Origin of the sequence: Flavobacterium sp. FlaQc-48 (assembly GCF_044007335.1) — a bacterium.
Lineage (GTDB): Bacteria > Bacteroidota > Bacteroidia > Flavobacteriales > Flavobacteriaceae > Flavobacterium.
Genome location: NZ_JBIPCR010000007.1, coordinates 205,161 through 229,766, shown reverse-complemented (window position 1 = coordinate 229,766; position 24,606 = coordinate 205,161). Strand labels below are relative to the sequence as shown.

The 24,606-nt window shown below is 35.6% G+C and carries 15 protein-coding genes and 1 pseudogene; 13 read left to right on the top strand and 3 right to left on the bottom strand.

Annotated features, from left to right (window positions below):
* Window positions 1–3: 3 nt before the first annotated feature.
* The 3 genes from ACHRWY_RS13555 to ACHRWY_RS13545 all read left to right on the top strand — a co-directional run bounded on the left by ACHRWY_RS13555 (window position 4) and on the right by ACHRWY_RS13545 (window position 8,095).
* Window positions 4–3,300 carry an efflux RND transporter permease subunit gene (locus ACHRWY_RS13555; protein ID WP_395355312.1) on the top strand — a complete coding sequence of 1,099 codons (3,297 nt, stop codon included), beginning with the start codon at window positions 4–6 and terminating at the stop codon, window positions 3,298–3,300.
* Window positions 3,278–4,462, top strand: coding sequence for an efflux RND transporter periplasmic adaptor subunit (locus ACHRWY_RS13550; RefSeq protein WP_395355311.1), 1,185 nt, complete (start codon window positions 3,278–3,280; stop codon window positions 4,460–4,462). Before ACHRWY_RS13555 ends, ACHRWY_RS13550 begins: the two co-directional genes overlap by 23 nt.
* A 639-nt stretch (window positions 4,463–5,101) precedes the next feature.
* The gene (locus tag ACHRWY_RS13545) at window positions 5,102–8,095 is read left to right on the top strand and encodes an ELWxxDGT repeat protein (protein ID WP_395355310.1); all 2,994 of its coding nucleotides are present in this window, start codon (window positions 5,102–5,104) and stop codon (window positions 8,093–8,095) included.
* 148 nt (window positions 8,096–8,243) lie between these two features.
* Here the strand turns inward: ACHRWY_RS13545 and ACHRWY_RS13540 are convergent.
* Window positions 8,244–8,477: pseudogene (locus ACHRWY_RS13540) on the bottom strand (hypothetical protein).
* Window positions 8,478–9,041: 564 nt separating this feature from the next.
* Between ACHRWY_RS13540 and ACHRWY_RS13535 the strand changes: the two are divergent.
* Window positions 9,042–9,674 carry a hypothetical protein gene (locus ACHRWY_RS13535; RefSeq protein WP_395355308.1) on the top strand — a complete coding sequence of 211 codons (633 nt, stop codon included), beginning with the start codon at window positions 9,042–9,044 and terminating at the stop codon, window positions 9,672–9,674.
* Window positions 9,675–9,938: 264 nt separating this feature from the next.
* Here the strand turns inward: ACHRWY_RS13535 and ACHRWY_RS13530 are convergent, their stop codons facing one another.
* Window positions 9,939–10,487: a type 1 glutamine amidotransferase domain-containing protein gene (locus ACHRWY_RS13530; protein WP_395355307.1), complete on the bottom strand. Its 549-nt coding sequence runs from the start codon at window positions 10,485–10,487 to the stop codon at window positions 9,939–9,941.
* A gap of 761 nt (window positions 10,488–11,248) precedes the next feature.
* Between ACHRWY_RS13530 and ACHRWY_RS13525 the strand changes: the two genes are divergently transcribed.
* From ACHRWY_RS13525 to ACHRWY_RS13500, 6 genes are all read left to right on the top strand, one after another.
* Complete coding sequence (locus ACHRWY_RS13525; RefSeq protein ID WP_395355306.1) at window positions 11,249–11,926, top strand: response regulator transcription factor; 678 nt, start codon at window positions 11,249–11,251, stop codon at window positions 11,924–11,926.
* On the top strand, window positions 11,923–13,281 hold the full coding sequence (locus tag ACHRWY_RS13520) for a sensor histidine kinase (protein WP_395355304.1): 1,359 nt from the start codon (window positions 11,923–11,925) through the stop codon (window positions 13,279–13,281). The genes ACHRWY_RS13525 and ACHRWY_RS13520 overlap by 4 nt, the downstream gene beginning before the upstream one ends.
* 97 nt (window positions 13,282–13,378) lie before the next feature.
* Entirely contained in the window at window positions 13,379–14,665 is a 1,287-nt protein-coding gene (locus tag ACHRWY_RS13515) for a TolC family protein (RefSeq protein WP_395355302.1), read from the top strand.
* A gap of 32 nt (window positions 14,666–14,697) precedes the next feature.
* Entirely contained in the window at window positions 14,698–15,786 is a 1,089-nt protein-coding gene (locus ACHRWY_RS13510) for an efflux RND transporter periplasmic adaptor subunit (RefSeq protein ID WP_395355299.1), read from the top strand.
* Between the two features lie 33 nt (window positions 15,787–15,819).
* On the top strand, window positions 15,820–18,918 hold the full coding sequence (locus tag ACHRWY_RS13505) for an efflux RND transporter permease subunit (protein ID WP_395355298.1): 3,099 nt from the start codon (window positions 15,820–15,822) through the stop codon (window positions 18,916–18,918).
* Between the two features lie 392 nt (window positions 18,919–19,310).
* Complete coding sequence (locus tag ACHRWY_RS13500; protein ID WP_395355297.1) at window positions 19,311–19,739, top strand: GNAT family N-acetyltransferase; 429 nt, start codon at window positions 19,311–19,313, stop codon at window positions 19,737–19,739.
* A 233-nt stretch (window positions 19,740–19,972) separates the two neighbouring features.
* Here the strand turns inward: ACHRWY_RS13500 and ACHRWY_RS13495 are convergent, their stop codons facing one another.
* Window positions 19,973–20,815, bottom strand: coding sequence for a helix-turn-helix domain-containing protein (locus tag ACHRWY_RS13495; protein ID WP_395355295.1), 843 nt, complete (start codon window positions 20,813–20,815; stop codon window positions 19,973–19,975).
* Window positions 20,816–20,915: 100 nt separating this feature from the next.
* Between ACHRWY_RS13495 and ACHRWY_RS13490 the strand changes: the two genes are divergently transcribed.
* The 3 genes from ACHRWY_RS13490 to ACHRWY_RS13480 all read left to right on the top strand — a co-directional run bounded on the left by ACHRWY_RS13490 (window position 20,916) and on the right by ACHRWY_RS13480 (window position 24,600).
* On the top strand, window positions 20,916–21,845 hold the full coding sequence (locus ACHRWY_RS13490; RefSeq protein WP_395355293.1) for a ketopantoate reductase family protein: 930 nt from the start codon (window positions 20,916–20,918) through the stop codon (window positions 21,843–21,845).
* A gap of 696 nt (window positions 21,846–22,541) precedes the next feature.
* A complete protein-coding gene (locus ACHRWY_RS13485; protein ID WP_140508864.1) occupies window positions 22,542–23,135 on the top strand; it encodes a TetR/AcrR family transcriptional regulator in 594 nt (197 codons plus the stop codon).
* Between the two features lie 241 nt (window positions 23,136–23,376).
* The gene (locus ACHRWY_RS13480; protein ID WP_395355290.1) at window positions 23,377–24,600 is read left to right on the top strand and encodes an efflux RND transporter periplasmic adaptor subunit; all 1,224 of its coding nucleotides are present in this window, start codon (window positions 23,377–23,379) and stop codon (window positions 24,598–24,600) included.
* Window positions 24,601–24,606 lie beyond the last annotated feature (6 nt).

The following is a 24,606-nucleotide window of genomic DNA, read 5'->3' as shown; positions in this document are numbered from 1 at the left end:
CTAATGAATTTAATACGTTTTGCACTCCGCAAACCCATCTCCATATTAGTATTGGTTGCGGGTCTATTTTTCTTCGGAATTGGTGCCATCAAGGACATTAAGGTAGATATCCTGCCTAAAATGAACTTGCCGGTTATCTATATTGCGCATCCTTTTGGAGGGTATACCCCGGACCAGATGGAAGCTTATTTTGCTAAGACTTATGTCAACATTTTACCGTTTGCCAATGGTGTAAAATCGGTAGAAACCAAGAATATTCAGGGGTTAATGATTATGAAATTAACCTATTATGAAAACACAAATATGGCGCAGGCTGCTGCCGAACTAAGCTCGCTTTCGAACAGAATCCAGGCGGCATTTCCTCCGGGAACCCAACCGCCGTTTATCATTCGTTTTGATGCTTCTTCGCTGCCAATTGGTCAATTGGTTTTGAGCAGTAAAATAAGATCCAATAACGAATTACAGGATTTAGCCAACGTTTACGTTCGTGCTTCGTTTACTTCTATTCCCGGTTTATTATCTCCGGCACCCTTTGGCGGAAGCCCAAGAACTATCGAGGTTAACGTAGATCCTGATTTATTGCGTTCGCACAATATGACACCGGATCAGGTGGTTGAAGCGATTCGTGTAAACAACCAGACGGCTCCTTCCGGAAACGTGAGAATGGGTGATAAAAACTACATTACTCCAACCAACAATACAATTAAAGAAGTTAAGGATTTTGAAAAAATCCCGTTGTTTAAAGGAAGTGTTCAAAACTTAACCTTAGGCGATGTGGCCACCGTAAAAGACGGTGCCGATATTACGGCAGGTTATGCTTTGGTAAACGGAAAACGTTCGGTTTATATCAGTATCGCAAAAGCGGGTGACGCCTCGACCTGGGATGTGGTTCAGAAATTAAAAGCTGAATTGCCAAAAATTCAAAGCACATTACCGGAGGACGTAAAATTATCATATGAATTTGACCAGTCGGTTTATGTAATCAACTCCGTAAAAAGTTTGATTACAGAAGGGATCATCGGAGCCGTTTTAACCGGATTAATGGTTTTACTTTTCTTAGGGGACAGACGTGCGGCTTTAATCGTAATCTTAACCATCCCTATTTCGATTATATCAGGGGTTTTATTCCTGAAATTATTCGGACAAACGATCAACTTAATGTCTTTAAGCGGATTGGCTCTGGCGATTGGTATTCTAGTGGATGAAAGTACGGTAACCATCGAAAATATTCACCAGCATCTCGATATGGGCAAACCCAAGGCACTCGCCATTTGGGATGCGTGTCAGGAAATTGCCTTGCCTAAATTATTGATCTTACTTTGTATTTTGGCCGTATTTGCTCCGGCATTTACGATGGTCGGAATCCCGGGAGCTTTGTTCCTGCCATTGGCTTTGGCAATTGGTTTCTCAATGGTAATTTCGTTTTTACTGTCTCAGACTTTTGTGCCCGTAATGGCCAACTGGTTAATGAAAGGACACGAAAAACACGAACATGCACCTGGTATTACAGATGACGAAGCTGAATTTAACGACAGCGGCATAACTCCGGAATCCGAAAGAGATCTGATCACACAGAAAAAAGGTTACGTTGAAAGAGAGGACACAAATAATAACGGAAAAATTGGTGCTTTTGAGCGTTTCAGAATCCGTTTTATGAAAACACTGGATCGATTGTTCCCTTATAAAAAAATTACGGCTTTAGTCTATCTTTTAGGGGTTACAGCTCTTGCCGTATTGTTTATTTCGTTTATCGGAAAAGATGTTTTCCCGAAAGTAAATTCAAGTCAGTTCCAGCTGAGAATGCGCGCTCCTGACGGAACACGTTTAGAACGTACCGAAGAAAAAGCAATCGTTGTTCTGAAAGAATTACAAAAAATGGTGGGTAAAGAACATATCGGAATTTCATCTGTTTATGTGGGACAACACCCGTCTTTATTCTCGATCAACCCGATTTATTTGTTCATGGCAGGTTCGCATGAAGCCGTATTTCAGGTGAGTTTAAAAGAATATCACGTAGATATGGACGACTTTAAGGATGACTTCAGGGCCCGAATTAAAAAAGTACTTCCGGATGTAAAACTTTCTTTTGAGCCAATAGAACTGACCGATAAAGTGTTGAGCCAGGGTTCCCCTACTCCAATCGAAGTTCGTATTGCCGGAAAAGACAAAAAACGAAATGAGTTATACGCCAACCAGATTGTGGAGAAACTGAAAAAGATTGCTTATTTCAGGGATGTACAAATTGGTCAGCCCATTCATTATCCTGCCATGAATATTGATATTGACAGAACCCGTGCTGCAGAATTGGGTGTGGATATGAATGATATTTCGAAATCACTTGTAGCTTCGACCTCTTCATCACGATACACAGACAAAAATATGTGGGTTGATGAAAGAGCCGGATTGTCCTACAACGTTCAGGTTCAGGTACCATTGAACAAAATGAAAAGCAAAACAGATATTGGAGAAATTCCGGTATTAAAAAATTCATTACGTCCTGTTTTAAGCGACGTTGCCAAAATTACACCGGGATTTGTCAGCGGTGAAAATGACAATTTAGGGGCTATGCCATACATTACCGTTACAGCCAACATTAGCCAGACCGATTTAGGTACGGCAGTAAAAGATGTAGATGCAACCATCAGTTCGTTGGGAGAATTACCTCGAGGGCTATTCATCACTCCAATCGGAATGAGTAAAGTATTGGTCGAAACATTAAGCAGTTTACAAGTCGGATTATTGGTTGCCATATTTGTAATCTTCTTAATGTTAGCCGCTAATTTCCAGTCGTTCAAGGTTTCACTTGTAATTTTAACCACGGTTCCTGCGGTAGTTTTAGGAGCTTTATTAATGCTTACCATTACAGGTTCGACACTAAACTTACAATCGTATATGGGAATCATTATGTCGGTTGGGGTTTCGATCGCAAATGCCGTTTTACTGGTGACGAATGCCGAACAGCTTCGAAAACGAAATGGAAATGCCTTAGAATCGGCTCGTGAAGCTGCGGCGCTGCGTCTTCGTCCGATTATCATGACATCAGTTGCGATGATTGCGGGAATGCTGCCAATGGCTATTGGTCATGGCGAAGGTGGCGATCAGGTTTCTCCGTTAGGAAGAGCGGTAATTGGTGGATTATTATTCTCGACTTTTGCCGTATTGCTTATCTTGCCATTGATTTTTGCATGGGCACAAGAAAAAACAACAACACAATCTGTTTCTTTAGATCCTGAGGACGAAGAAAGCATCCATTATATCTCATCATTAAAACCTAAAAATGAAATCACCACTAAAAACTAATTTGTTGAAAACAAGTACCAATAAATTAAAAGGTGATACCATAAATGACCTTTATAAAATAACTTTTACATTTATGAAAAATAACATTATACAATCGACCGCATTATTTTTTGTAGCCGTATTTTTTCTAACTAGCTGTAATTCTAAAAAAGAAGAAGCTCCTGCTGCAGAAATTGAACCTAAAACCGAAACGTTTTCTTTAGAAAAAGAAAAGCTAACAACAGAATTGCGTTTACCGGCCGAATTAACCGGTTTTCAACAAGTAGATTTGTACGCCAAAGTAAGCAGTTTTGTAAAATTGCTAAAAGTGGATATTGGTAGCAAAGTAAAAAAAGGACAGCTTTTGATCGTTTTGGAAGCACCGGAAATCAGTTCTCAACTGGCCGCAGCCGAATCAAGACTGAAATCGATGGAAGCTATTTATGCTACTACCAAAAGTACCTACAACCGTTTGTACGAAACGAGTAAAGTCGAAGGAACGATTTCTAAAAATGATCTGGAAATGGCCAACGGAAAGAAAAACTCAGATTACGCACAATACCAGGCAGCCGTTGCAGCCCACAAAGAAGTGTCGATTATGAGAGGCTATCTTGAAATTCGCGCTCCTTTTGACGGCGTTGTAGCAGCAAGAAACGTGAATTTAGGAACCTTTGTTGGTCCGGCAGGAAAAGGGTCAGATTTGCCTTTATTGACGATTCAGGAGCAAAGCAAATTGCGTTTAGCGGTTTCTATTCCGGAATTGTACACCGGATATTTACACAATGGCGATGAAATGAGTTTTAATGTAAAATCATTACCGGAAACTTTCAAGGCAAAAATTACCAGAATGTCCGGAGCTTTAGACATGAAACTTCGTTCTGAACGCGTAGAAATGGACGTACACAATACAAAAGGAGATTTATTACCCGGAATGGTTGCCGAAGTTTTGTTACCGCTTAACGCAAAAGACAGTACGTTTGTAATTCCAAAATCGGCTTTAGTGAATTCCGCTGAGGGTACTTTTGTCATTAAAGTAGTCAACCACAAAGCCACACGAGTTGATGTAAAAAGAGGAAGAGAAATCGATGATAAAATAGAAATCTTTGGTGATTTAAACCCGAAAGATAAACTGGTAAAAATTGCCAGCGAAGAAACTAAGGAAGGCGATATTATAAACGAATAACCTGCGTTTAGTCTTCATTTTAGTGATTACCAAAAACTGTACGCTTAATGCGGCATTTTAGAATCTGATTTTAGAATGTAGATTACAATTTACCTTAAAGGGCGATACTTGATATAGTATCGCCCTTTTTTATTGTATAGTTTCGCAGAGATTCGCAAAATGGCGCGGAGATTCGCAGCGTTTTTTTTAATCTCGCAAAGACGCTAAGGCGCAAAGTTTTGTAATTACCCAATTGTAATCCTGAGCGTCCCAAGGCTTCGGGAGAAGGCTTTTGAAAACTAAATTCGAACAGTAACAAAACTCGAAAAAAGTTGGAATTTGGAATTTATATATTGGATTTTAATTTAATTAGGAGCTAATCCCTCTATCCGTTCCAATCTTTTGTGCCTCCCGATAGCTATCGGGACGGACACAAAAGGATTTCCAATTCTATCGGGGCTAAAAAACTAGTCTTTATCAAAAAATGAATGCTCTGTAAAGAGATAAACTTTGACTTAAACTCAATGTTGCATATTTCAAAAATTTAGTAATAAATATCTACTAAATAAAAAAATCCTGTGATAATTTGTAAGAAAAAATAAATACATTTGTTTAAAAAATTTTACAAAAAATTAAGATCTTCATAAAACATAAAAATAGATGAAATTTAACTATACTCTTCTTTTTATAATCGCCTTTTTTACTTTTTCAACTGCTCAAACAATAGACGCAACTTTAATCGAATTAAATTTTCATGAAGATAGTACTCCACAGGATCTCACTTTATCATCATCAGGATTTTATTTTACTGCAACAGATGGATACTTTAAAAAATATGGTAGAGAATTATGGTATTCTAATGGTAAAGTAAATGGAACGGTTATGATTAAGGATATTAGACCCGGACAGAATTCTTCTAACCCAAGTAATTTAGTTTTAGTAAACGATATACTCTATTTCACAGCAAATGATGGTGTTCACGGAACGGAACTGTGGAAAAGTGACGGAACTGAATTCGGAACACTAATGATTAAAGATATAAGACCTAACAATAATGATGATTTTAATGGTCCTTCGAATTTATTATCTTTTAATGGAAAATTATATTTTACTGCAACCAACGATATTAATGGAATTGAGTTGTGGGAAAGTGACGGAACTGAATCTGGGACCAATATGGTAAAAGATATAAATACTAATGGAGATAGTAATCCAAATGGATTATTTGTTTTTAATAATGGCTTATATTTTATCGCAAACGATGGTATAAATGGAATGGAATTATGGAAAAGCGATGGAACAGAATCCGGAACTTCAATGCTTAAGAATATCAATCCAATTTTTGCAGCGTTAAATTACGGAAATCAATTTCTGATTATGAATAATAACTTTTATTTTTTCGCAAATGATGAAATAAAAGGTTTCGAGTTATGGAAGAGTGATGGGACAGGATCTGGAACCTTATTAGTAAAAGATATTCGTACTGGCAATAATTCAAGTTCACAAGTATTAAATGGAGCCGTACTTAATAATATAATAATTTTTGAAGCTAATGATGGAATCAATGGTACCGAATTATGGAAAAGTGACGGAACAGAAGCCGGAACTTCAATGGTACTAAATATTAATAATACAAATAATAGCAGCTTAAACTATGGTAATAAATTCATAGAATTTAATAATGAAGTTTATTTTATTGCAAACGATAATATACATGGGAATGAAATATGGAAAACTAATGGAACATCAAATGGTACCGTTTTATTAAAAGATATAAATGATGGAATTTCATCCATATCAATAGAAAAATTTCATGTTGATAAAGTAAATAACAAACTTCTATTTTATACTAACAGTACTAATTCCTCTGATAAAAAACTTTGGGTCAGTGATGGGACATTAAATGGCACATTAGAATTAGCAAATGTTAAAGCCAGTAATATTTCAGGATTAAAAGAAAACTTTATCAGTATTCATAATCTTACTTTTTTAGCTGGTGAAAATGAATTAAACGGAATTGAGCTATGGAGTACAGATGGAACAGCTGCCGGAACATCCCTATTTGCAGATCTAAATTATTCAAATAGCAGCAATTCTTCAAAATTTACTACTGTCGATAGTAATGTCTTTTTTAAAGCACGAGGAAAAGAATATGGAAGCCAGTTATTTAAAAGCGACGGAACTATAACTGGTACGAAATTAGTTAAAGATATTAATCCTGGTTATGAAGCTATTGATGATCCATCTGAAATAAAAGTAATAAATAGTACTTTATTTTTTAGCGCAATTGATAATAGTCATGGTTACGAATTATGGAAAAGTGATGGAACAGAAAGTGGTACTGTGATGATAAAAGACATAAATCCAGGTATCAATAGCAGTATGATAAATTACAATCAAAAACAAGAATTTACTGTAATAGACGATATTTTATATTTTTATGCAAATGATGGCGTTCATGGCTTTGAATTATGGAGAAGTGATGGAACTGAGTCTGGGACTTATATGATAAAAGATATAAAAGCTGATACAGGTGTTTTTAATGATGGTAGCTATCCCAAATACTTTACTAAATTAAATAATATAATTTATTTTGTTGCTAATGATATCACCGGTACGGGTTTGTGGAGCACAAATGGTACTGCATCCGGAACAGTTAAGATACTAAATTTAAACGACATAAGAACCTTAAAGACGGTAAATAACAAATTAATGATTTTTGCTGCGACAACTGTAACTAATGCTGGTCCAAATGATTTATGGATCTCAGATGGAACAGCAGCTGGGACAAATCATATCAAATCTTTTGCAGTTAATGTATATAGTGATATTCGATATAGCACAATTTTAAATAATGAATTATATTTTGTTGCTACAAGCCCCGAAAGCTTTAACAAAGCAATTTATAAAACAGATGGAACTACAGCAGGTACGATTTTATTATTTGATGGAGCGACACATCCAACACTCGCCAATCTTGATATCGATCATATTTTAACGTGCGGCAATTATGTTTACTTCTCTGTTCAGGACTTTTATAAAACCGATAAAGAATTATGGAGATGTAATAATAAGATCACTGAAAAAGTTGCAGGATCTGATACAAAGGATTTTATATCTATTAGGAATCTTACTTGCTATAATGATAATCTACTATATTTAGCTGAATTGTTTCCTCATAAAATTTGGTTAATCAATAATAATTTGAACAAGCCTTTAGATATAAACATAAATATAATAAATGGCAAAAAATTTGACGGATATGATGCAATAGAAGAATTAGGAGCAAGTAATGAGAAATTATATTTTAGAGCGCGCAATGATATTAGCGGAAATGAGCTATACGTTACAAAAATCAATATTCATTCCTTAGGAACTCCAGATTATTATAATTCTCAGAATGGCAGTCTAAAACAAGTAAATGCTTATCCCAATCCTGCAAATCAATATGTAAATATTAAAGCTACTAATGATTCTGAAATTGTTAAATTTCAATTATGGGATTCAACAGGAAAAAAAATTGACGAACAATTTAATAAAGATGAGAAAAAAGAAATTAAATATGACGTAAGTAGATTACCGAATGGAATCTATTTTATTAAAGTAACACTTTCTACTGGTAGAATTAATGATTTAAAGCTAATTGTTAATTAGTAATTCTAACAAATTGAATCTTTATGCTTTCAAACTGTCTTGATTTGTTTGAACCTCTTTGATGATAAATTAGGATAAATAATCAAAACAAAAAAACCTCGACTTTAAAATCGAGGTTTTTCTTTTATAAAATATATACTTTAAAACTCTACTCCAAATCCAAATAAGGATTCAAAACCTCAGCTAATTCATTCAGCCAATAAAAATTGTTTTCCAGGTTAATGATTTCGTTGTGTAGCGTTTAATGCTGCCTCAGTGATCCTAAAGCAAGAACATAATTTACCTGCCTGATAGACTTCGCCATTTCCTGCGGATCTATTGTGTTGTTGAAAAAATTCATCAGCCTGATTTCGGCTTCTTTTGAAAGGTTGTTTGTACTCATAACTTACATTTTAGTGAATATAAAACCCGGGTTAATTAGGCAAATTGCATCATCAAAAGCGTTAATAGCGTTTCCAATAGTGCAACAATACCTACAAGGGTAAATTTTATTTCGTTTTAAATGTGAAGATTTAAGAACTTCAAATATAAGAAAACTTTTTTAAAAGAAAGATTTTTCTTTCAATCAATATATTACTCTTATCAAATATAAGAAATCTTTATTTCAGCAGGCATTTATCGCATTTTTGTCATTTCGACGTAAGGAGAAATCTTCGCGATCCCGAAGCTTCGGGACGCAAAGTATTTCGCCAATCTTTGTCGAGCTACTTGCGAAGATTTCTCATTCTTCGAAATGACAAACTGTACGTAAAAGAACATTAAACATTTGTCAGGCTGAGCGAAGTCGAAGCCCCACAATCTAAATCGCCAATCTTTGTCGAGCCACTTGTGGAGATTTGCTTCGCCTATTCACTATGACTTAGGTCAAAATAACAAGATTGTAAAAAACACAAACAATTCCAAAGCCAAAATCTCTAAAAAATATTCCTATTTTTGAAAACAAAATATGACAAACTTTAATATGATTAACAGTATTAGTGATTGGGAAGAAAAACAAAAAGGTTATTTAGTTGTATCTGTATTGTGTCTCATTTTTGGAACTTATTTTTTTATCAAAGTCATTAGTGGAAGTTATGCCATAGAACAATCAGACCTTGAAGTTTATGAAAACCTAATCATTTCGAACGCTCCTAAATTCAAAGAAAGAAAAGGAAAAAGAAGCAGGAAATGGATAGAATTTAATTGCATTAATAATCAAAGTGCTTTTGAGATTGCTGGTTATGACTATAGTTGTGTTAATGATGAAGAAGTTATAAACGAAATAAAAACTGGAGATACCATCTCCGTTGCTATTTTAAAAGATGATTTGAATGATTTCAACACGCAAAATTCTTGTGAAATTCATTCGTTGGTAAAAAATGATAAAGAATACCTCGATCTTAGATGCAGAAATGAAGTAGACACTGGAGGAGGAAAAAGGATTTTTCTGATTTTGTTTTCGATCTCTATTTTGACAGCCATTGTATATTCTCTTCCTAAAAAACCTAAACTTTTTGATATAGTCGATCCTATACTGATAGTTGGAATTGGATCAATAATACTTGCTTTCATTCTTTATTTGATTACATTAGAATTATAGATAACGCATTGAAAAACCAAAAACATTGAAACAAATCCTTGATCCATAAGATCGAGGTTTTTGATGCAGTAGTTAGAAAAAATAAGCTAAGTCGTCAATCCTTGTCGATATGCGGTGCGATCCTTCGTCCCTCAGGATCACAAACCACATGTAAACATTTGTCTGGCAGAGCGAAGTCAAAGCACCACAATATTTATCACAAAAAAAATGCAAGACCAAAATTGATCTTGCATTTTTTGTAACTTAATAAATAAAAATATCTTTTTATACTGTCTGGCGCTCGTGTTTTCCTTCTTTAATTTCTTCCACCATTTTTTTATTAAAAGCGGGCAAATCATTCGGGTTTCGGCTGGTCACCAATCCGTTGTCTACGACTACTTCTGAGTCTTCCCATTGTGCTCCGGCATTTTTCAAATCGTTTTTAACAGAGAAGAACGAAGTTACTTTTCGACCTTTTAAAACATCTGCATCTACCAGAATCTGAGGACCATGACAAATAGCCGCTACCGGTTTTTTACTTTCAAAAAAGGAACGTACAAAATTTACTGCGGCTTCTTCTCTTCTCAATAAATCAGGATTGATCACTCCTCCCGGAAGCACCAAAGCATCGTAATCTGCTTCATTTGCCTGATCTAGTACTACATCAACATTATATTCCTTGCTCCAATTACCGTCTTTCCAGGATTTGATAGTTCCAGATTTCAAACTGATGATATCTGCATTCCAGCCTTGCTCTTCCAGATAGGCTTTCGGCGATGATAATTCTGATTCTTCAAAACCGTTTGTGGCTAATATGGCTATATTCTTTTTCATAATTTTAAGTATTTAAAACGTTATTAATTTTGATTTAGTTAAAATTACTTATTTCAGACAACCAGCTAAAACAGACCATGTTAAACCTTTCTTTAATAAAAGTTAATTAATTGAATTTCAGGTTTTTATTAAAAACAAAACTGAAATTATATAAAATTCATGTCAATTTGGTTTACTATTTTATAGGATGAAAACTCAAATTCCAATTTCTGTAAATTTTAAATTCCAAAAGGATTGAGTTTTGTTTTCAAAAGCCTTCTCCCGCCCAATGTCATTAAGTTAAGCTTTTAGAAAATAAAATCTGTTTTTATTTGCGTTTTTACGAAGTAAATCTGTTTTATCCGCGTTAAAATTAGACGCTGATTTTTACTGATTCGCTAAAGCGAAAACGCTGATAAAAACGGATTTTTCTAATTACTTTCTTGATTATACTGTTAAGTAATTTTGTAGATTTCCCCTTAACTTAATGACATTGCCCCAAAGCTTACTCTTTTTAGGTTTTAGGACTATCAAGATTATTACGGACGATAATTGGGTTGTTCATTTCCTACAAGATTGAATTTTAACATCGATTGCGATAATTAAATGTTATTTTTGATAATTCGTCGGTATTTATCTCATAGCACTATGCGATTTATTTGGAGTGAAACGACTTTTTTTTACGCTATGCAAAACTATGTCTCTATGTGTTTAAATGATTAATACGTAGTGAAATTACTCTCCAAATTGCTGATAAAACAAATAATTATAGATTTTAAAGTATGAATGTTTTACTCATTGAGGATGATAAACGCATTAGCGAATTTATTATAAAAGGTTTGGAAGAAAACAATTTTACGGTGCATCTGGCCGAAACGGGCGAGATTGCCAGAGACCTCATCCAAAACGATACCTGGGATATTATCCTGATGGATATTATGCTTCCGGGAATTGACGGCATTCAGCTAACGAAACTAATGCGTTTCAAGAAAATCCATACGCCAATCTTAATGCTCAGTGCGCTGAGCGATACCGATGATAAAGTAAATGCTTTAGATTCCGGTGCCGATGATTATCTGGTAAAACCATTTCACTTTAAAGAATTAATTTCAAGGGTAAATGCCTTAACCCGCAGGACTAAATTCAATTATGATAAAGTAGAAACTTTGCAAAAATTAGGAAGTTTAACCATAAACCCCGAAGAACATAAGGTTACAGAAAATGATGCACTGATCGATTTGTCTCCAAGAGAATATAAATTGCTGTTGTTTTTATTAGAAAACAGAAATAAGGTCATGTCCAGAACACAAATATTAAACGCGGTCTGGGGCATTAATTATGACAACAATACGAATGTTGTCGATGTGTATATCTCTTATCTAAGAAACAAAATTGAGCAGAACCATAAATTCATCCATACCATAAAAGGGACCGGATATATGCTTAAAGAAGAATCATGAAAATACGCAACAGGTTTACCTTAATATCATCCCTTACTTTTAGCGTTGTATTTGTCATCGCCTCAGTAATCACGTACTTTTCTTTCTACAGTTATTCGGAAAAAATCATTTTCAACGAACTTCAAAAAACATGTTTGCTAACGGGGATTTTCTATCTGGAAAAAGACGAATTACCGGAAAATCAGCATCTCATAATTGGTCAGCAATTCAGGGAAAATTCACTGGAAATCATCACTCGTGTTTACAACAATAAAAATCAGATCGTATACGGCGACAAAACAATCGATGCCAATATCAATTCTGCCAGGCTGGATTACATTAGAAAAAACCGAAAACTGAGTTTTAAATCCAGACATCATTTTTATTTTGGCAGTTATTATCATGACAACCAGGGAGATTTTGTCGTTTTTGTTAAAAAAAATGACATCGAATTTCAAACCATGACAGATCGACTGCAGATTATCATGATTTTGGTTTTGTTAAGCGGACTAATTGCGATCTATATCGTGAGTCGCGTGCTTTCGAACCTGGCCTATAGTCCGATAAAAAACATTATCAATCAGGTCAACGAAATCGAAGCTTCTTCGCTCGATCGTCATATTCTTTCGCCAAACACAAAAGATGATATTCAGGAACTGATCGAAACCTATAATAATTTGTTTAAGCGGCTTTCGGATACGTTTATCATCCAGAAGAACTTTATCAATTATGTTTCGCATGAATTCAAAACACCTTTAACCGCAATCTCAGGAAACCTGGAAGTATTTGCCCAAAAAGACAGAACCAGTGCCGAATACAAAGAAATGTCTGAAAAAGTATTAGAAAACGTGTATCAGATCGAAGACACAATGAATACGCTTATGATGCTTTCGGGATTGAGAGGCAATACAGAACTTAATGAAATTTTCAGGGTCGATGAACTCGTTTGGGATATCAACGATCAATTGCCGGATGTATATCAGCTAAAAGGTTCCCAGATACAAATTGCGATTGAAATTATAAACGACAAACTGCTTTCGATAAAAGGAAACAGCAACGAAATCAAGATTGCCTTATACAATATTATAGAAAATGCCGTAAAATATTCAAACGGAAATCCTATCAAAATAAGTCTGCTGCAACAAGACAATCAGCTTAAAATTGTTATCGAAGATCACGGAACCGGCATTAGCGAAGAAGATTTAAAATTCATTAAACAAACCTTTTACAGGGGCAAAAACGTAAACGATATAAAAGGCAGCGGCGTTGGACTTTCACTGGCTAATATCATCTTCAAACAAAACAACATTCATTTTACGATTACATCTAAAAAAGACGAAGGAACAACAGTAACACTATTATTTCCGCCACTCTAATCGTTTTCTAATGTAGCTCTAACCGCTTTATAACATACATCAAATTAAGGGTTAATACGTCGCAGATAACTTTGCGACATATTAAAAAAAACTAAATTTGAAACGTATACTCTTAACCCTACTCGTTATTGTATCGCACAAAAGTGTGGCACAAACTGCTGCCATAAACGATACAATTGTGCTGTCCCGAACACAGGCCGAGGCTTTGTTTCTGGAAAAGAACATTGCTCTTATTTCTGAAAAACTGAATATCGACATTGCCGATGCACAGGTCATTCAGGCAAAATTATGGCCCAATCCTACCCTCACCATTGGCGAAATTAACCTGTGGAACAATGCCACAGCACAGCAATTACCTCCGTTATGGGGCAATTTTGGAACAACCTCTCAGGTTACCGCAGAACTGGAACAACTGATTCAGACTGCCGGGAAAAGAAAAAAATTAATTGCCATGGAAAAAGTGGGCGTCGATATCGCCAAAGAATACTTCAAAACCTTTTTGCGCAATTTAAAAATTGAATTCAGAGGCAATCTTACTGAACTGCAATATACCCAGGCACAGGAAGCCATTTATAAAAAACAGCTCTCGTCGATGCAAGCCATGCTAAAAGCATACAGCAATCAGGTAACGCAGGGAAATGTAGGCAAAGGCGAATACATCAGGTTAAAAGCATCTGAATTGCAATTTTTAAAAGAAATAGCTGATTTGCGTAAAGAGAACAATTCACTGCAAAAAGAATTAAAAGTCCTTATGAATCTCCCCGCTGCAAGTTTCATCAAACTTACTGATGAAGGTTTTGTTCCTGATTATAAAAATATCGATAACATCAATTTGGGCAATCTTATGGCTTCGGCAATAGAAAATCGCCCTGATATGAAAGTGATTAAACTCGGAAACGAATACAACAGCAACAAATACAAATACGAAAAAGCAATGCGAACACCAGATGTTACCCTTGGTGTTAGCTATGACCGCGGCGCCAGTCTGATGAATGATTTTGTTGGGATCGGTTTCTCACTGGATCTTCCCTTTTTTAGCAGAAATCAGGGGAATATAAAAGCGGCAAAAATAGCTATCGACCAGGGGAAATTGCTTACCGAAGAGAAAACAATAAGTGTACAATCTGAAGTATTGCAGGCCTATGAAGATTTAGTAGTAACGAAGAAATTGTATGATAGCGTAGAAACTAATTACGAATCAGATCTCGATAAACTTCTGGAAAGCTATCGCAAGAATTTCCTGCAGCGAAACACCAGCATGCTGGAATACCTGGATTTTGTTGACGCTTATTTAGACAACAAATCGATCCTGCTGAATTCTAAAAAAGACCTTAATAAAAACCTTGAAGAATTGCGCTATATCGCTGGTGAGGAAATTAATTAAAATCTAATGATCTGAAAATAATAACAAACATAATGAAGAAACTTATTTTACTCCCGATCCTTGGGTTAATGCTCGTTTACGGATGTGGCAAAAAGGAAGAAATCAAAGAAAACAAAGACGAAAAATTTTGTATCGATAAAGACTTAAAAGAAAAAATTACGATCGAGCCCGTACAAAAACGTGCCGTTAGCGAATCTATAAATCTGACCGGAAATATTACGTACAACAACGATCACGTAGTACAGTTTAACAGCCTTGTTGAAGGAATTATTACCAAAACTACTTTTTCATTGGGCGATTACGTAAAAAAAGGACAGATTCTGGCGGAGATAAAAAGTACAGAACTCAACAGCATGCAATCTGAAAGCAAATCGTTTCAGTCTCAAATAGCGGTGGCACAACGAAATTTACAATCTGTAAAATCAATGTTTGAGGATGGGATTGCTTCACAAAAAGATTTGATGCAGGCGCAAAGCGAACTGGATGTTTTAAAATCTTCCCTCGAGAATGTAAAAGCCAATCTGGCTATGTTTAGCGCCAGCAGCGAAAGATCGGTTTTTCAGATCAAAGCACCAACCGAAGGTTACATCGTAGCCAAAAACATTAGCCCGGGAATGCAAATCACAGAGGGCAGTGATCCGCTTTTTACGATTTCGGATCTAAAAGAAATCTGGGTTTTGGTCAATGTATATACCAGTAATCTAAAAAACGTAAGCGAGAATATGCTGGTAGATGTTACCACTCCGGCTTATCCGGGAGAAATCTTCAAAGGAAAAATTACCATGCTTGCCAAAGTTCTGGATGCCGATGAACATGTTTTGAAAGCCAGAATTGTAATGGAAAACAAAAACCTCAAACTAAAACCCGGAATGACGGCAGATATCGTAATTGATAAAAGCAAAGGCGGCGAAATGTTAGTGGCTGTTCCGGCAAAAGCAGTCATTTTTGATAACAATCGTGACCATATTTTGATCTACAAAAATGATTGTACGATCGAAACCAGAGAAATTAATCCAATCATAAAAAACAACAACTGGATTTATTTTGATAAAGGGGTTAAGAAAGGTGAAATGGTGATTACCAAAAATCAACTGCTGATTCACGAACGATTAAAAAACTAATTATCCCTAAAACGGATAAATACCATACAAGACATGAAAAAATTTGTACAAGGTCTGGTGGCTTTCTCGCTAAAAAACTCCCTCATCGTTTTTTTCCTGACTGCCATATTACTAGTTGCGGGTATAGTGAGCTATATCCATACGCCCATAGAAGCTTTTCCTGATGTAACCAATACCAGGGCAAGAATCATTACACAATGGCCCGGAAGAAGTGCCGAAGAAGTAGAGAAATTCATCACACTTCCTATTTCGAAACAAATGAACACCATCCCGAAAAAAGCCGAAGTACGTTCTATTTCACTTTTCGGATTATCAGTTGTAACCGTATTATTTGATGACGATGTTGAGGATTTTTACGCCCAGCAATACGCCTCAAATCGCCTGAACGGCCTGGATCTTCCGGAAGGTGCCGATGTTGATATTGAGCCTCCATCCGGTGCAACGGGTGAGATCTTCAGATACATCATCAAAAGTGATCTGCCTATTAAGGAGATCAAGGCCATTCAGGATTGGGTAATCGAAAGAGAACTGATCTCGGTTCCGGGTGTTGCCGATGTGGTGAGTTTTGGCGGAGAAGAAAAAATCTTCGAAATTAAAATCAATCCTACGCAACTCGAAAACTATAATCTGTCTGCCTTAGATGTTTACGAAGCCGTTTCGAAAAGTAACGTAAATGTTGGTGGAGATGTTATCCAGCGTGGTGATCAGGCTTATGTTGTAAGAGGAGTTGGTTTGATTAATAAAGTCGAAGATATCGGTAATATACTAATTGAAACCAAAGGATCGTCACCTATATTGGTAAAACATGTTGCAGAAGTTTCCATCTCAGCCAAACCAAGACTGGGACAAGTAGGCTTAGATGGGGAGAACGATGTCGTAGAAGGAATTGTAATTATGCTTCGTGGCGAAAACCCAGGCGAAGTGATCAAGCGACTTAAAGATCGTTTGACTGAACTCAATGAGAGAGTATTACCGGATAATGTAAAAATAGTGCCGTTTATCGATCGTACCAAATTGGTAGATACAACCGTAAAAACAGTTACCAAAAACCTTGTCGAAGGAATTTTATTGGTTTCGCTGATTGTATTTATTTTCCTTTATAACTGGAGGACCTCATTGATTGTAGCCTCTGTTATTCCGCTTTCGTTTTTGTTTGCCATTATCATGTTGCGAATTCAGGGATTGCCTGCGAACCTGATTTCTATGGGAGCTCTGGATTTTGGACTGCTGCTCGAAGGAACGCTGGTTATTGTCGAGCAGGTCTTTGTATCGCTAGAGAAGAAAGCGCATAAAGTAGGAATGGAACGCTTTAACAATATGAGCAAAATGGGGCTTATCAAGAAAAGTGTCGGCAGCGTCGCCACTTATATTTTCTTTGCCCTGATTATTTTAATTGTAGCCTTAATGCCGATTTTCTCTTTTACTAAAGTAGAAGGAAAAATGTTCTCTCCCCTGGCCTTTACTTTAAGTTATGCGCTATTAGGATCGTTGATTTTGTCCCTTACCTATGTTCCGGCAATGTGCAAAGTCATGCTGACGAAAAATATTGTCGAAAAAGAAAACAGGATCTCGCGTTTCTTTAGAGAAAATCTTTTCAAGCTTTTTAAATGGAGTACCAGACATCGTAAAGCCACACTATATGGATTCTTAGCTTTACTGGCAGTTTGTTGTGCGAAATTTGCTTTTTACGGTTCAGAATTTATCCCAAAATTGAATGAAGGAGCAATTTACGTAAGAGCGACTTTGCCTAACAGTATCAATCTGGATGAAGCAGTCAGGCTTACCAAAGAAATGAAAGCCAAAATAAGGAAGTTCGAAGAAGTAAAATTTGTTCTTACCCAAACCGGAAGACCAAATGACGGAACAGACCCAACCGGATTTTTTAATATCGAACTACACATCGAATTAAAACATCAGGACGAGTGGAAACGTAAAATCAGCAAGGAAGAACTGATTGCCGAGATCAAAAAAGAACTTGATGTCTATCCTGGAATCGGGTTTGGGTTTAGCCAGCCCATTCAGGATAATGTCGAAGAATATGTAGCCGGAGTGAAAAGCCCGCTGGTGATTAAGATATTCGGAAATGATCTTTTTCAACTTGAAGCAATGGCAGCAAAAGTCGCCAAATCGATCAAAGATGTAAAAGGAATTGAAGATATCAATGTCTATAAAAATATTGGTTTACCCGAATTAAGAATTCAGCTTAGTGATGAAAAAATGGCGCGTTACGCCGTAACAACTGCCGATGCGCAAGCCGTAATCCGAATGACCATTGGAGGTCAGGCCGCAACTAAGTTTTACGATGATGAAAAAATATTTGATATTACCCTGCGTTTCGAAAAAGAATATCGTGACTCAAAAGAAAAAATCGAAGACATTCTTATCCCAACGATGAATGGGAAGAAAGTCCCGCTAAAAGAAATTGCTACTGTAGAATATAAAACAGGTCCAACATTCATTTATCGTGAGGGAAACAGCCGTTATATTGCCGTAGGTTTTAGTATCGAAGGCCGGGATTTAGGAAGTACCATTGATGAGGCACAGAAAAAAGTAGCCGCAGAAGTAAAACTCCCTAAAGAAAATGTAATGAAATGGGCAGGAGAATTCGAAAGCAAAGAAAGAGCTTCAAAACAATTAGCTATGATCGTTCCGGTTGTGCTAGTTTTGATTTTATGCCTTTTGTATTTTAATTTTGGTAATTTCAAAGATACCATGGTTGCTGTAAGTGCGATGCCTTACGCCTTTATTGGTGGATTCTTATCGCTTTGGGTCACTGGAACCGTATTTGGTATCTCAGCAGGAATTGGATTTATTATTTTGTTTGGCGTCAGCGCGATTGATAGCATTGTCCTCATCGGAATGATCAAAGAAAACATGCGGGCCGGAATGCACTTAAGAGACGCCATCTCAAACGGAATTTACAGCAGGATTCGTCCTATTGTCATGATTGCCCTTATGGGATCTTTAGGATTACTACCAGCTGCACTATCAACAGGAATGGGTTCTGAAGTTCAAAAACCACTGGCCATTATGATTGTGGGCGGATTGATCACCTGCATGATTTTATCTTTAACGGTATTACCTCAGGTATTTTACCTGGTGTATCGTAAAAAAGATACCGGCAGAATATAAACATCTTACTATATTTTAATTTGAAAAGCACCTTTAGACGTTTTGTTTAGAGGTGTTTTTTTATTTACTAAAATAGGACTGGACGAATTGCCAGTAGTGTTAATTGTCTTGCTATTTAGGAGCAGAAAATTTTCATTCAAAAAGACCTTTAGTCCCGCTGTACACTATATCTTTTCCTGGCTAAAGGAGCCAGAAAAAGGATGCCGTTTCCATCGGGGCTATTCTATAAATTCAGTACTCCTGTCACCGTTTAATATTCCTCCTAAGTCCTGTATTCATTATAAAAAAAACTTAATTATCTCTTTTTATTTTGAATATATGTAGTTAACTACGTATATTTGCACGTAAATTTATTTTTACACTACATCAAGTATATCAAACGCAGAAACAAAATGAACAATAATAGCATTAAAGTCGGGAAAGTCGACGATCAAAAACAAATAGAAGCCGCCTTCTTAATTAGAAAAAAAGTTTTTGTAGAAGAACAAAATGTATCTCCGGAACGCGAATCAATGGATGATGAAGAAGCAGTACATTATCTGGCAACTGTAAATGGTTTCCCAGCCGGAGCAGCACGATACCGAAAAATGGAAAAAGGAGCGAAAATTGAAAGAATTGCTGTTTTAAATATCTTTAGAGGACAGCGAATTGGTGAAGCCATCCTGCTGAAAATATTAGAAGATTTAAAAAACGAAGAGAAAGTTTATTTATATGCTCAGGTAATCGCCACTCCATTTTACATTAAAAACGGATTCAGGCAAACGGATAATTATTTCCTTGACGCCGGAATTGAACATGTCGAAATGGATTTTATAAAATAATCTTTATTACAAATTACGGATTAGCAATAAATTTGTAGCAAATAATATAATCTAAGCTCCAGAGGAGCGAAATATTTATAGCAAATAATGCAACCTACAAATAAAGCTCTAGCGGAGCGATACATATAACGTACAATTTATATATCACCCCGATGGGGTTCTGAAAAACAAGCTGTTATAATTCTATAAATATTTCGCTCCGCTGGAGCTTGTAATATTAAAGACAATCGAACTTATGTTGCTGAAATACTCAACGATTTTTTGAATTCGGATGGAGAGGTTCCGGTACTTCGCATGATGAATTTATTAAAATGACTACTATCAATAAAACCTAAATCATTACTGATTTCTGAGAAAGTCAGATTGCTTTTGCTCAATTTTTCTGTAACCACTTTCAGTTTTGTCTGCTCGATATAATCCCGCAAAGTAATATTAAGATGCGTTTTAAAATACTCCCCGATATAATGGATCGAAACATTAAAATGATTCGCCATTTCTTTTTTCTTCAGTAAATGCGGGTTGGCAATATTCGACCTAATGTAACTTAAAATAGTATCAATCTTTAAAACTTCATTCGTTTGAAAACTCAAATTGCTTTCGTTGATAGTGGCGTTTCTTCGGATGATTTGAATTAAGGACATCATCAAACTTTTGATTATGATTTCGTTTTGTCCTTTTGGTTTTGCTACTTCGTCTAGTATTTTAAGAATAACCATTTCACAAAAGACTTTATCATTTTCCAGAAAAATCAAATTGCCGTTGGTCTGATTGTGGTAATAAAACAATTTCTCAATTTCTTCGATTTCTTTTTTGTTCGAAAAAAAACCGGGTAAAAAACGCAAACAATGAAACTTTGTAGGTTCCAATGTTTTAAAAGAATGATAATCCTTTGGCGTAAGCAGATAAATATCGTGCTCTTTGTAATGGTGGTGAATCGAGTTTAAGATGTGATTTCCGGTTCCGTATTCAATATATAATAATTCGAAAAAATTATGCCGGTGTACTTCCTTCTTCCATTCTAATTCTTCGACAGAATAAATTTCGAAATCTTTGTATATAAAAAAGGTGTCTTTCATAATCCTTAATTTTTACAAATATAACCAATATTTTTACATCAGTTAATACTTTAGAACCTGTTTACTTTGTATCAGGAATTAAAACCCAAAATATTACACTATGGACTCAGATACAATAAAAATAGGAATTCTTGGAATTGGCGGCATCGGCGGATTTGTTGGTGCTCCCCTGGCCAAAAAATATAAAGGCACTACAACCAAAATCATATTTATTTGCAGAGGAGAAACCAAAAACGCCATTCAAAACGAAGGTTTGCAATTTGAATCTAAAGGCACAACAGCAACTATATTTCCGGATTTAGTATCAGATAATCCAACAGAAATCGGAATTCTGGATGTGCTGATACTTACTTCTAAATCTTATTCTATCAGCCAGATATTGAATACGTATAAAGATTGTATCAACGCTGAAACCATTATAATCACGTTGCAAAATGTCGTAAATGCCAAAGAAATAATTCGTGAGACTTTACCGCAAGCCGGGCAAATTATGGAAGGCTGTATTTATGTGGCCTCAAATGTTAAGCAACCAGGAAACGTTCAGCATGTTGGAGGACCCGGAAAAATTTTCGTTGGAGGAAAGGAAAATCAACCGTTACTTGATTTACTGGTAGCCGGAGGTTTAGACATTACTTATGTTTCCAATATCAACGAGATATTATGGAAAAAATATTTGTTTGTTGCGCCCGTTGCAGGAATCACTTCAGCTTATAAAGTTACATTTGGCCAGCTTTTAGAAGATCAAAATATGATGCATATTCTGGAAAACATGATGATCGAAATTCAGTCGCTTGCTAAGAAAAACAATATTACTTTGACCAAAGAAGACATTGAAACTTCAAAAAATTTATTGACTAAATTCCCGTTTGAATCCAAATCTTCCTTGCAATTGGATTTTGAAAACCATAACCAGACGGAGAAACAATTCCTGATAGATTATGTAATTAAAAATGCTCATAAATACGGAATTGAAACTCCTTTTTATAATGATGTTAATCAAAAAATAGAAGCCTCTTATCCTATTTCGTAATCAAAATTATTTAAAAACGAACACTATTTATTTTTAACTGGACTGAAGTCCAGTTAAAACACATGTAAAAAAGATTCGTAAGTCCTACCACCTAATTTTCTGTTCTCATTTTTGTCATCCTGACGAAGGAAGGATCACACTCGAATATCGACAAAGATTATCGATTTTGATTGCGGAGTTCCTTGTGTGATCCTTCCTTCGTCAGGATGACAGACTTTGCGAAAAAAAAGAAGGATTAATATTTTGTGTACCTGAAGAAGGATCCATCACACTCCAATATCGACAAAGATTATCGATTTTGTGTGATCCTTCCTTCGTCAGGATGACAGACTTTGCGGAAAAAAAAGAAGGATTAATATTTTGTGTACCTGACAAACTTTTCGCAAATAAAATAAGGAGAAATAATTAATGAAAAAATAAATTTCTCGCTTAGCCCCGATCGAAACGGCATCCTTTTGTAGCGGTGTTCACCATAAAAGATATAGTGTAGAGCGGGACAAATGGTCTTTAAACATAAAAAATAGCTGCTCCTTAAAAAAACTAAAACTAAAGAAATCCTTATTATTAAAGGCTTTCAGCGATTTTTGACACTTGTCTATACAACAATAAGAAAATATTATGACAAATTTATTTCATAATCAGAAAAACCGCCATACATTTGCCTAACAGTGTTAAACAATTTAATACTTAAATAAAATGGCTAGTAAAGATCGTATTTTAAGACAAAAAGAAGAGACAAGAAGTAACATTCTTGAGGCTGCTTATGCTATCGTTAAAGAAGAAGGATGGCAAGGTCTGAGCATGCGAAAAATTGCTGACAAGATTGAATATACGGCTCCTATTATTTATGAATACTTCTCGAATAAAGAAGCTATCCTTAATGAACTAACCGGAAAAGGTTTTATCAAGTTGGCGAAAGAACTTCAGGAAGCCCGAGATAAATTTGAAAAACCGGAAGAACAATTAGAAGCCATGTGGATGGCGTATTGGGATTTCGCTTTTACAGATACCGAAATGTATCAGGTGATGTTTGGAGTGCAAATGAACTGTTGTCAGCAACAATGTTCGGCTCAGGAAAGACCCTATAAATTATTCACTTCGGTAATTGCTGAAATTATGAAAAACAGCAACCCTACTGATGAAGTAATCAAACAAAAGTATTTTACTTTCTTCTCTGTAATACATGGTTTGATTGCAATTAATATCATCAACAAAAGTGAAATAATGGAAACCATCAACAATCAAATCCTAAAAGATGCGATTGGTGGAATTATAAAATCAATTCAATAAAAAAATTTCATTTTAACTTAACAGTGATAAATGATTTAATAGAGTAATTTAGCAACTATTTTTTTACTACTTTACTTAACAGTGTTAGAAAATTTAATAGAGTAATATAGCGTTTTTTTCTCTTGTTACTTAACAGTGATAAATAATTTAATACCGATTACAAATAGAATCGGAAGGCATCATTGTATGGTTTTTTACACATTTCTACTTAACAACGTTAGATAATTTAATATAATTAAATATGAATGCCCAGAATATCCGAATACCACAAAATTTAAACAATAAGAATGTCCAACAAATTAAAACCAATACGAAAATGAAAAATGTAATTATAACCAGTTTTATTCTGGCGCTTGTGTTAAGCAGCTGTGCCGATAAATCGCAAGCACCAGCGGCACCAGCCCCGCCATTATTACCAGTTTTAGCTATCACAAGCGAAAACACTACAACAGATGCTGAATACCCTGCTTCTATACAAGGAACAGTTGATGTTGAAATACGCCCTCAGGTAAGCGGAAACCTTGAAAGAGTGTATGTAGATGAAGGAGCTTATGTAAATAAAGGTCAGACTTTGTTCAAAATAAACGAACGTCCGTTCCGTGAGCAATTAAACAATGCTCTGGCAAGTCTTCATGCTTATGAAGCAGCTTTAATTAATGCTCAGTTAGAAGTTGATAAATTAACTCCTCTTGTACAAAACAAAGTAGTTTCTGATTATCAGTTAAAAACAGCCAAGGCTTCTCAAAAAATTGCTGCTGCCAATATCGAACAAGCAAGAGCAATGGTAGGATCTGCCAAAATTAATTTAGGATATACCAATGTTACAGCCCCGGTTAGTGGTTATATTGGCAGATTACCTAAAAAACAAGGAAGTTTAGTTTCTGCAAGTGATGTTGAACCTTTAACTAATTTATCTGATGTTCATGAAGTTTTCGCTTATTTCTCTCTGGGTGAAACTGATTTCATCAACTTTAAAGCACAATACGCCGGAAACAGCTTAGGTGATAAACTAAAAAAATTACCTCCTGTTACTTTGGTTTTAGCAGATAACAATGCTTATCCCCAAACCGGAAAAATCGACATGGTCGACGGTCAGTTTGATAAAACTACCGGGGCCATTACTTTAAGAGCGACTTTCCCTAATGCCGGAGGAACTTTACGTTCAGGAAACACAGGAAAAATTCGTTTAGGCCTGCAACATGATGATGCGGTTTTGGTACCACAATCAGCCACTGTTGAAATGCAGGATAAAATTTTTGTTTTCACGGTTAACAAAGAAAATAAAGTAACCAAAATGCCGATCACAGTTTCAGGTAAAAGCGGAACTAATTATCTGATCAAAGATGGTGTAAAATCGGGTGATCAAATCGTATTAAGCGGTATTGATAAACTTCAGGACGGGCAAGTAATTCAGCCTGAGAAATCATCTCCTGCAAAAGTTGCCCAAATAATTAATAAAAAATAATTTTTA

What these genes read in the sequence shown, in the direction of transcription:
- ACHRWY_RS13555 (WP_395355312.1), top strand. Translation starts at nt 4, where the DNA reads ATGAATTTAATACGTTTTGCACTCCGCAAACCCATCTCCATATTAGTA.
- ACHRWY_RS13550 (WP_395355311.1), top strand. Translation starts at nt 3,278, where the DNA reads ATGAAATCACCACTAAAAACTAATTTGTTGAAAACAAGTACCAATAAA.
- ACHRWY_RS13545 (WP_395355310.1), top strand. Translation starts at nt 5,102, where the DNA reads ATGAAATTTAACTATACTCTTCTTTTTATAATCGCCTTTTTTACTTTT.
- ACHRWY_RS13535 (WP_395355308.1), top strand. Translation starts at nt 9,042, where the DNA reads ATGACAAACTTTAATATGATTAACAGTATTAGTGATTGGGAAGAAAAA.
- ACHRWY_RS13530 (WP_395355307.1), bottom strand. Translation starts at nt 10,487, where the DNA reads ATGAAAAAGAATATAGCCATATTAGCCACAAACGGTTTTGAAGAATCA.
- ACHRWY_RS13525 (WP_395355306.1), top strand. Translation starts at nt 11,249, where the DNA reads ATGAATGTTTTACTCATTGAGGATGATAAACGCATTAGCGAATTTATT.
- ACHRWY_RS13520 (WP_395355304.1), top strand. Translation starts at nt 11,923, where the DNA reads ATGAAAATACGCAACAGGTTTACCTTAATATCATCCCTTACTTTTAGC.
- ACHRWY_RS13510 (WP_395355299.1), top strand. Translation starts at nt 14,698, where the DNA reads ATGAAGAAACTTATTTTACTCCCGATCCTTGGGTTAATGCTCGTTTAC.
- ACHRWY_RS13505 (WP_395355298.1), top strand. Translation starts at nt 15,820, where the DNA reads ATGAAAAAATTTGTACAAGGTCTGGTGGCTTTCTCGCTAAAAAACTCC.
- ACHRWY_RS13500 (WP_395355297.1), top strand. Translation starts at nt 19,311, where the DNA reads ATGAACAATAATAGCATTAAAGTCGGGAAAGTCGACGATCAAAAACAA.
- ACHRWY_RS13495 (WP_395355295.1), bottom strand. Translation starts at nt 20,815, where the DNA reads ATGAAAGACACCTTTTTTATATACAAAGATTTCGAAATTTATTCTGTC.
- ACHRWY_RS13490 (WP_395355293.1), top strand. Translation starts at nt 20,916, where the DNA reads ATGGACTCAGATACAATAAAAATAGGAATTCTTGGAATTGGCGGCATC.
- ACHRWY_RS13485 (WP_140508864.1), top strand. Translation starts at nt 22,542, where the DNA reads ATGGCTAGTAAAGATCGTATTTTAAGACAAAAAGAAGAGACAAGAAGT.
- ACHRWY_RS13480 (WP_395355290.1), top strand. Translation starts at nt 23,377, where the DNA reads ATGAATGCCCAGAATATCCGAATACCACAAAATTTAAACAATAAGAAT.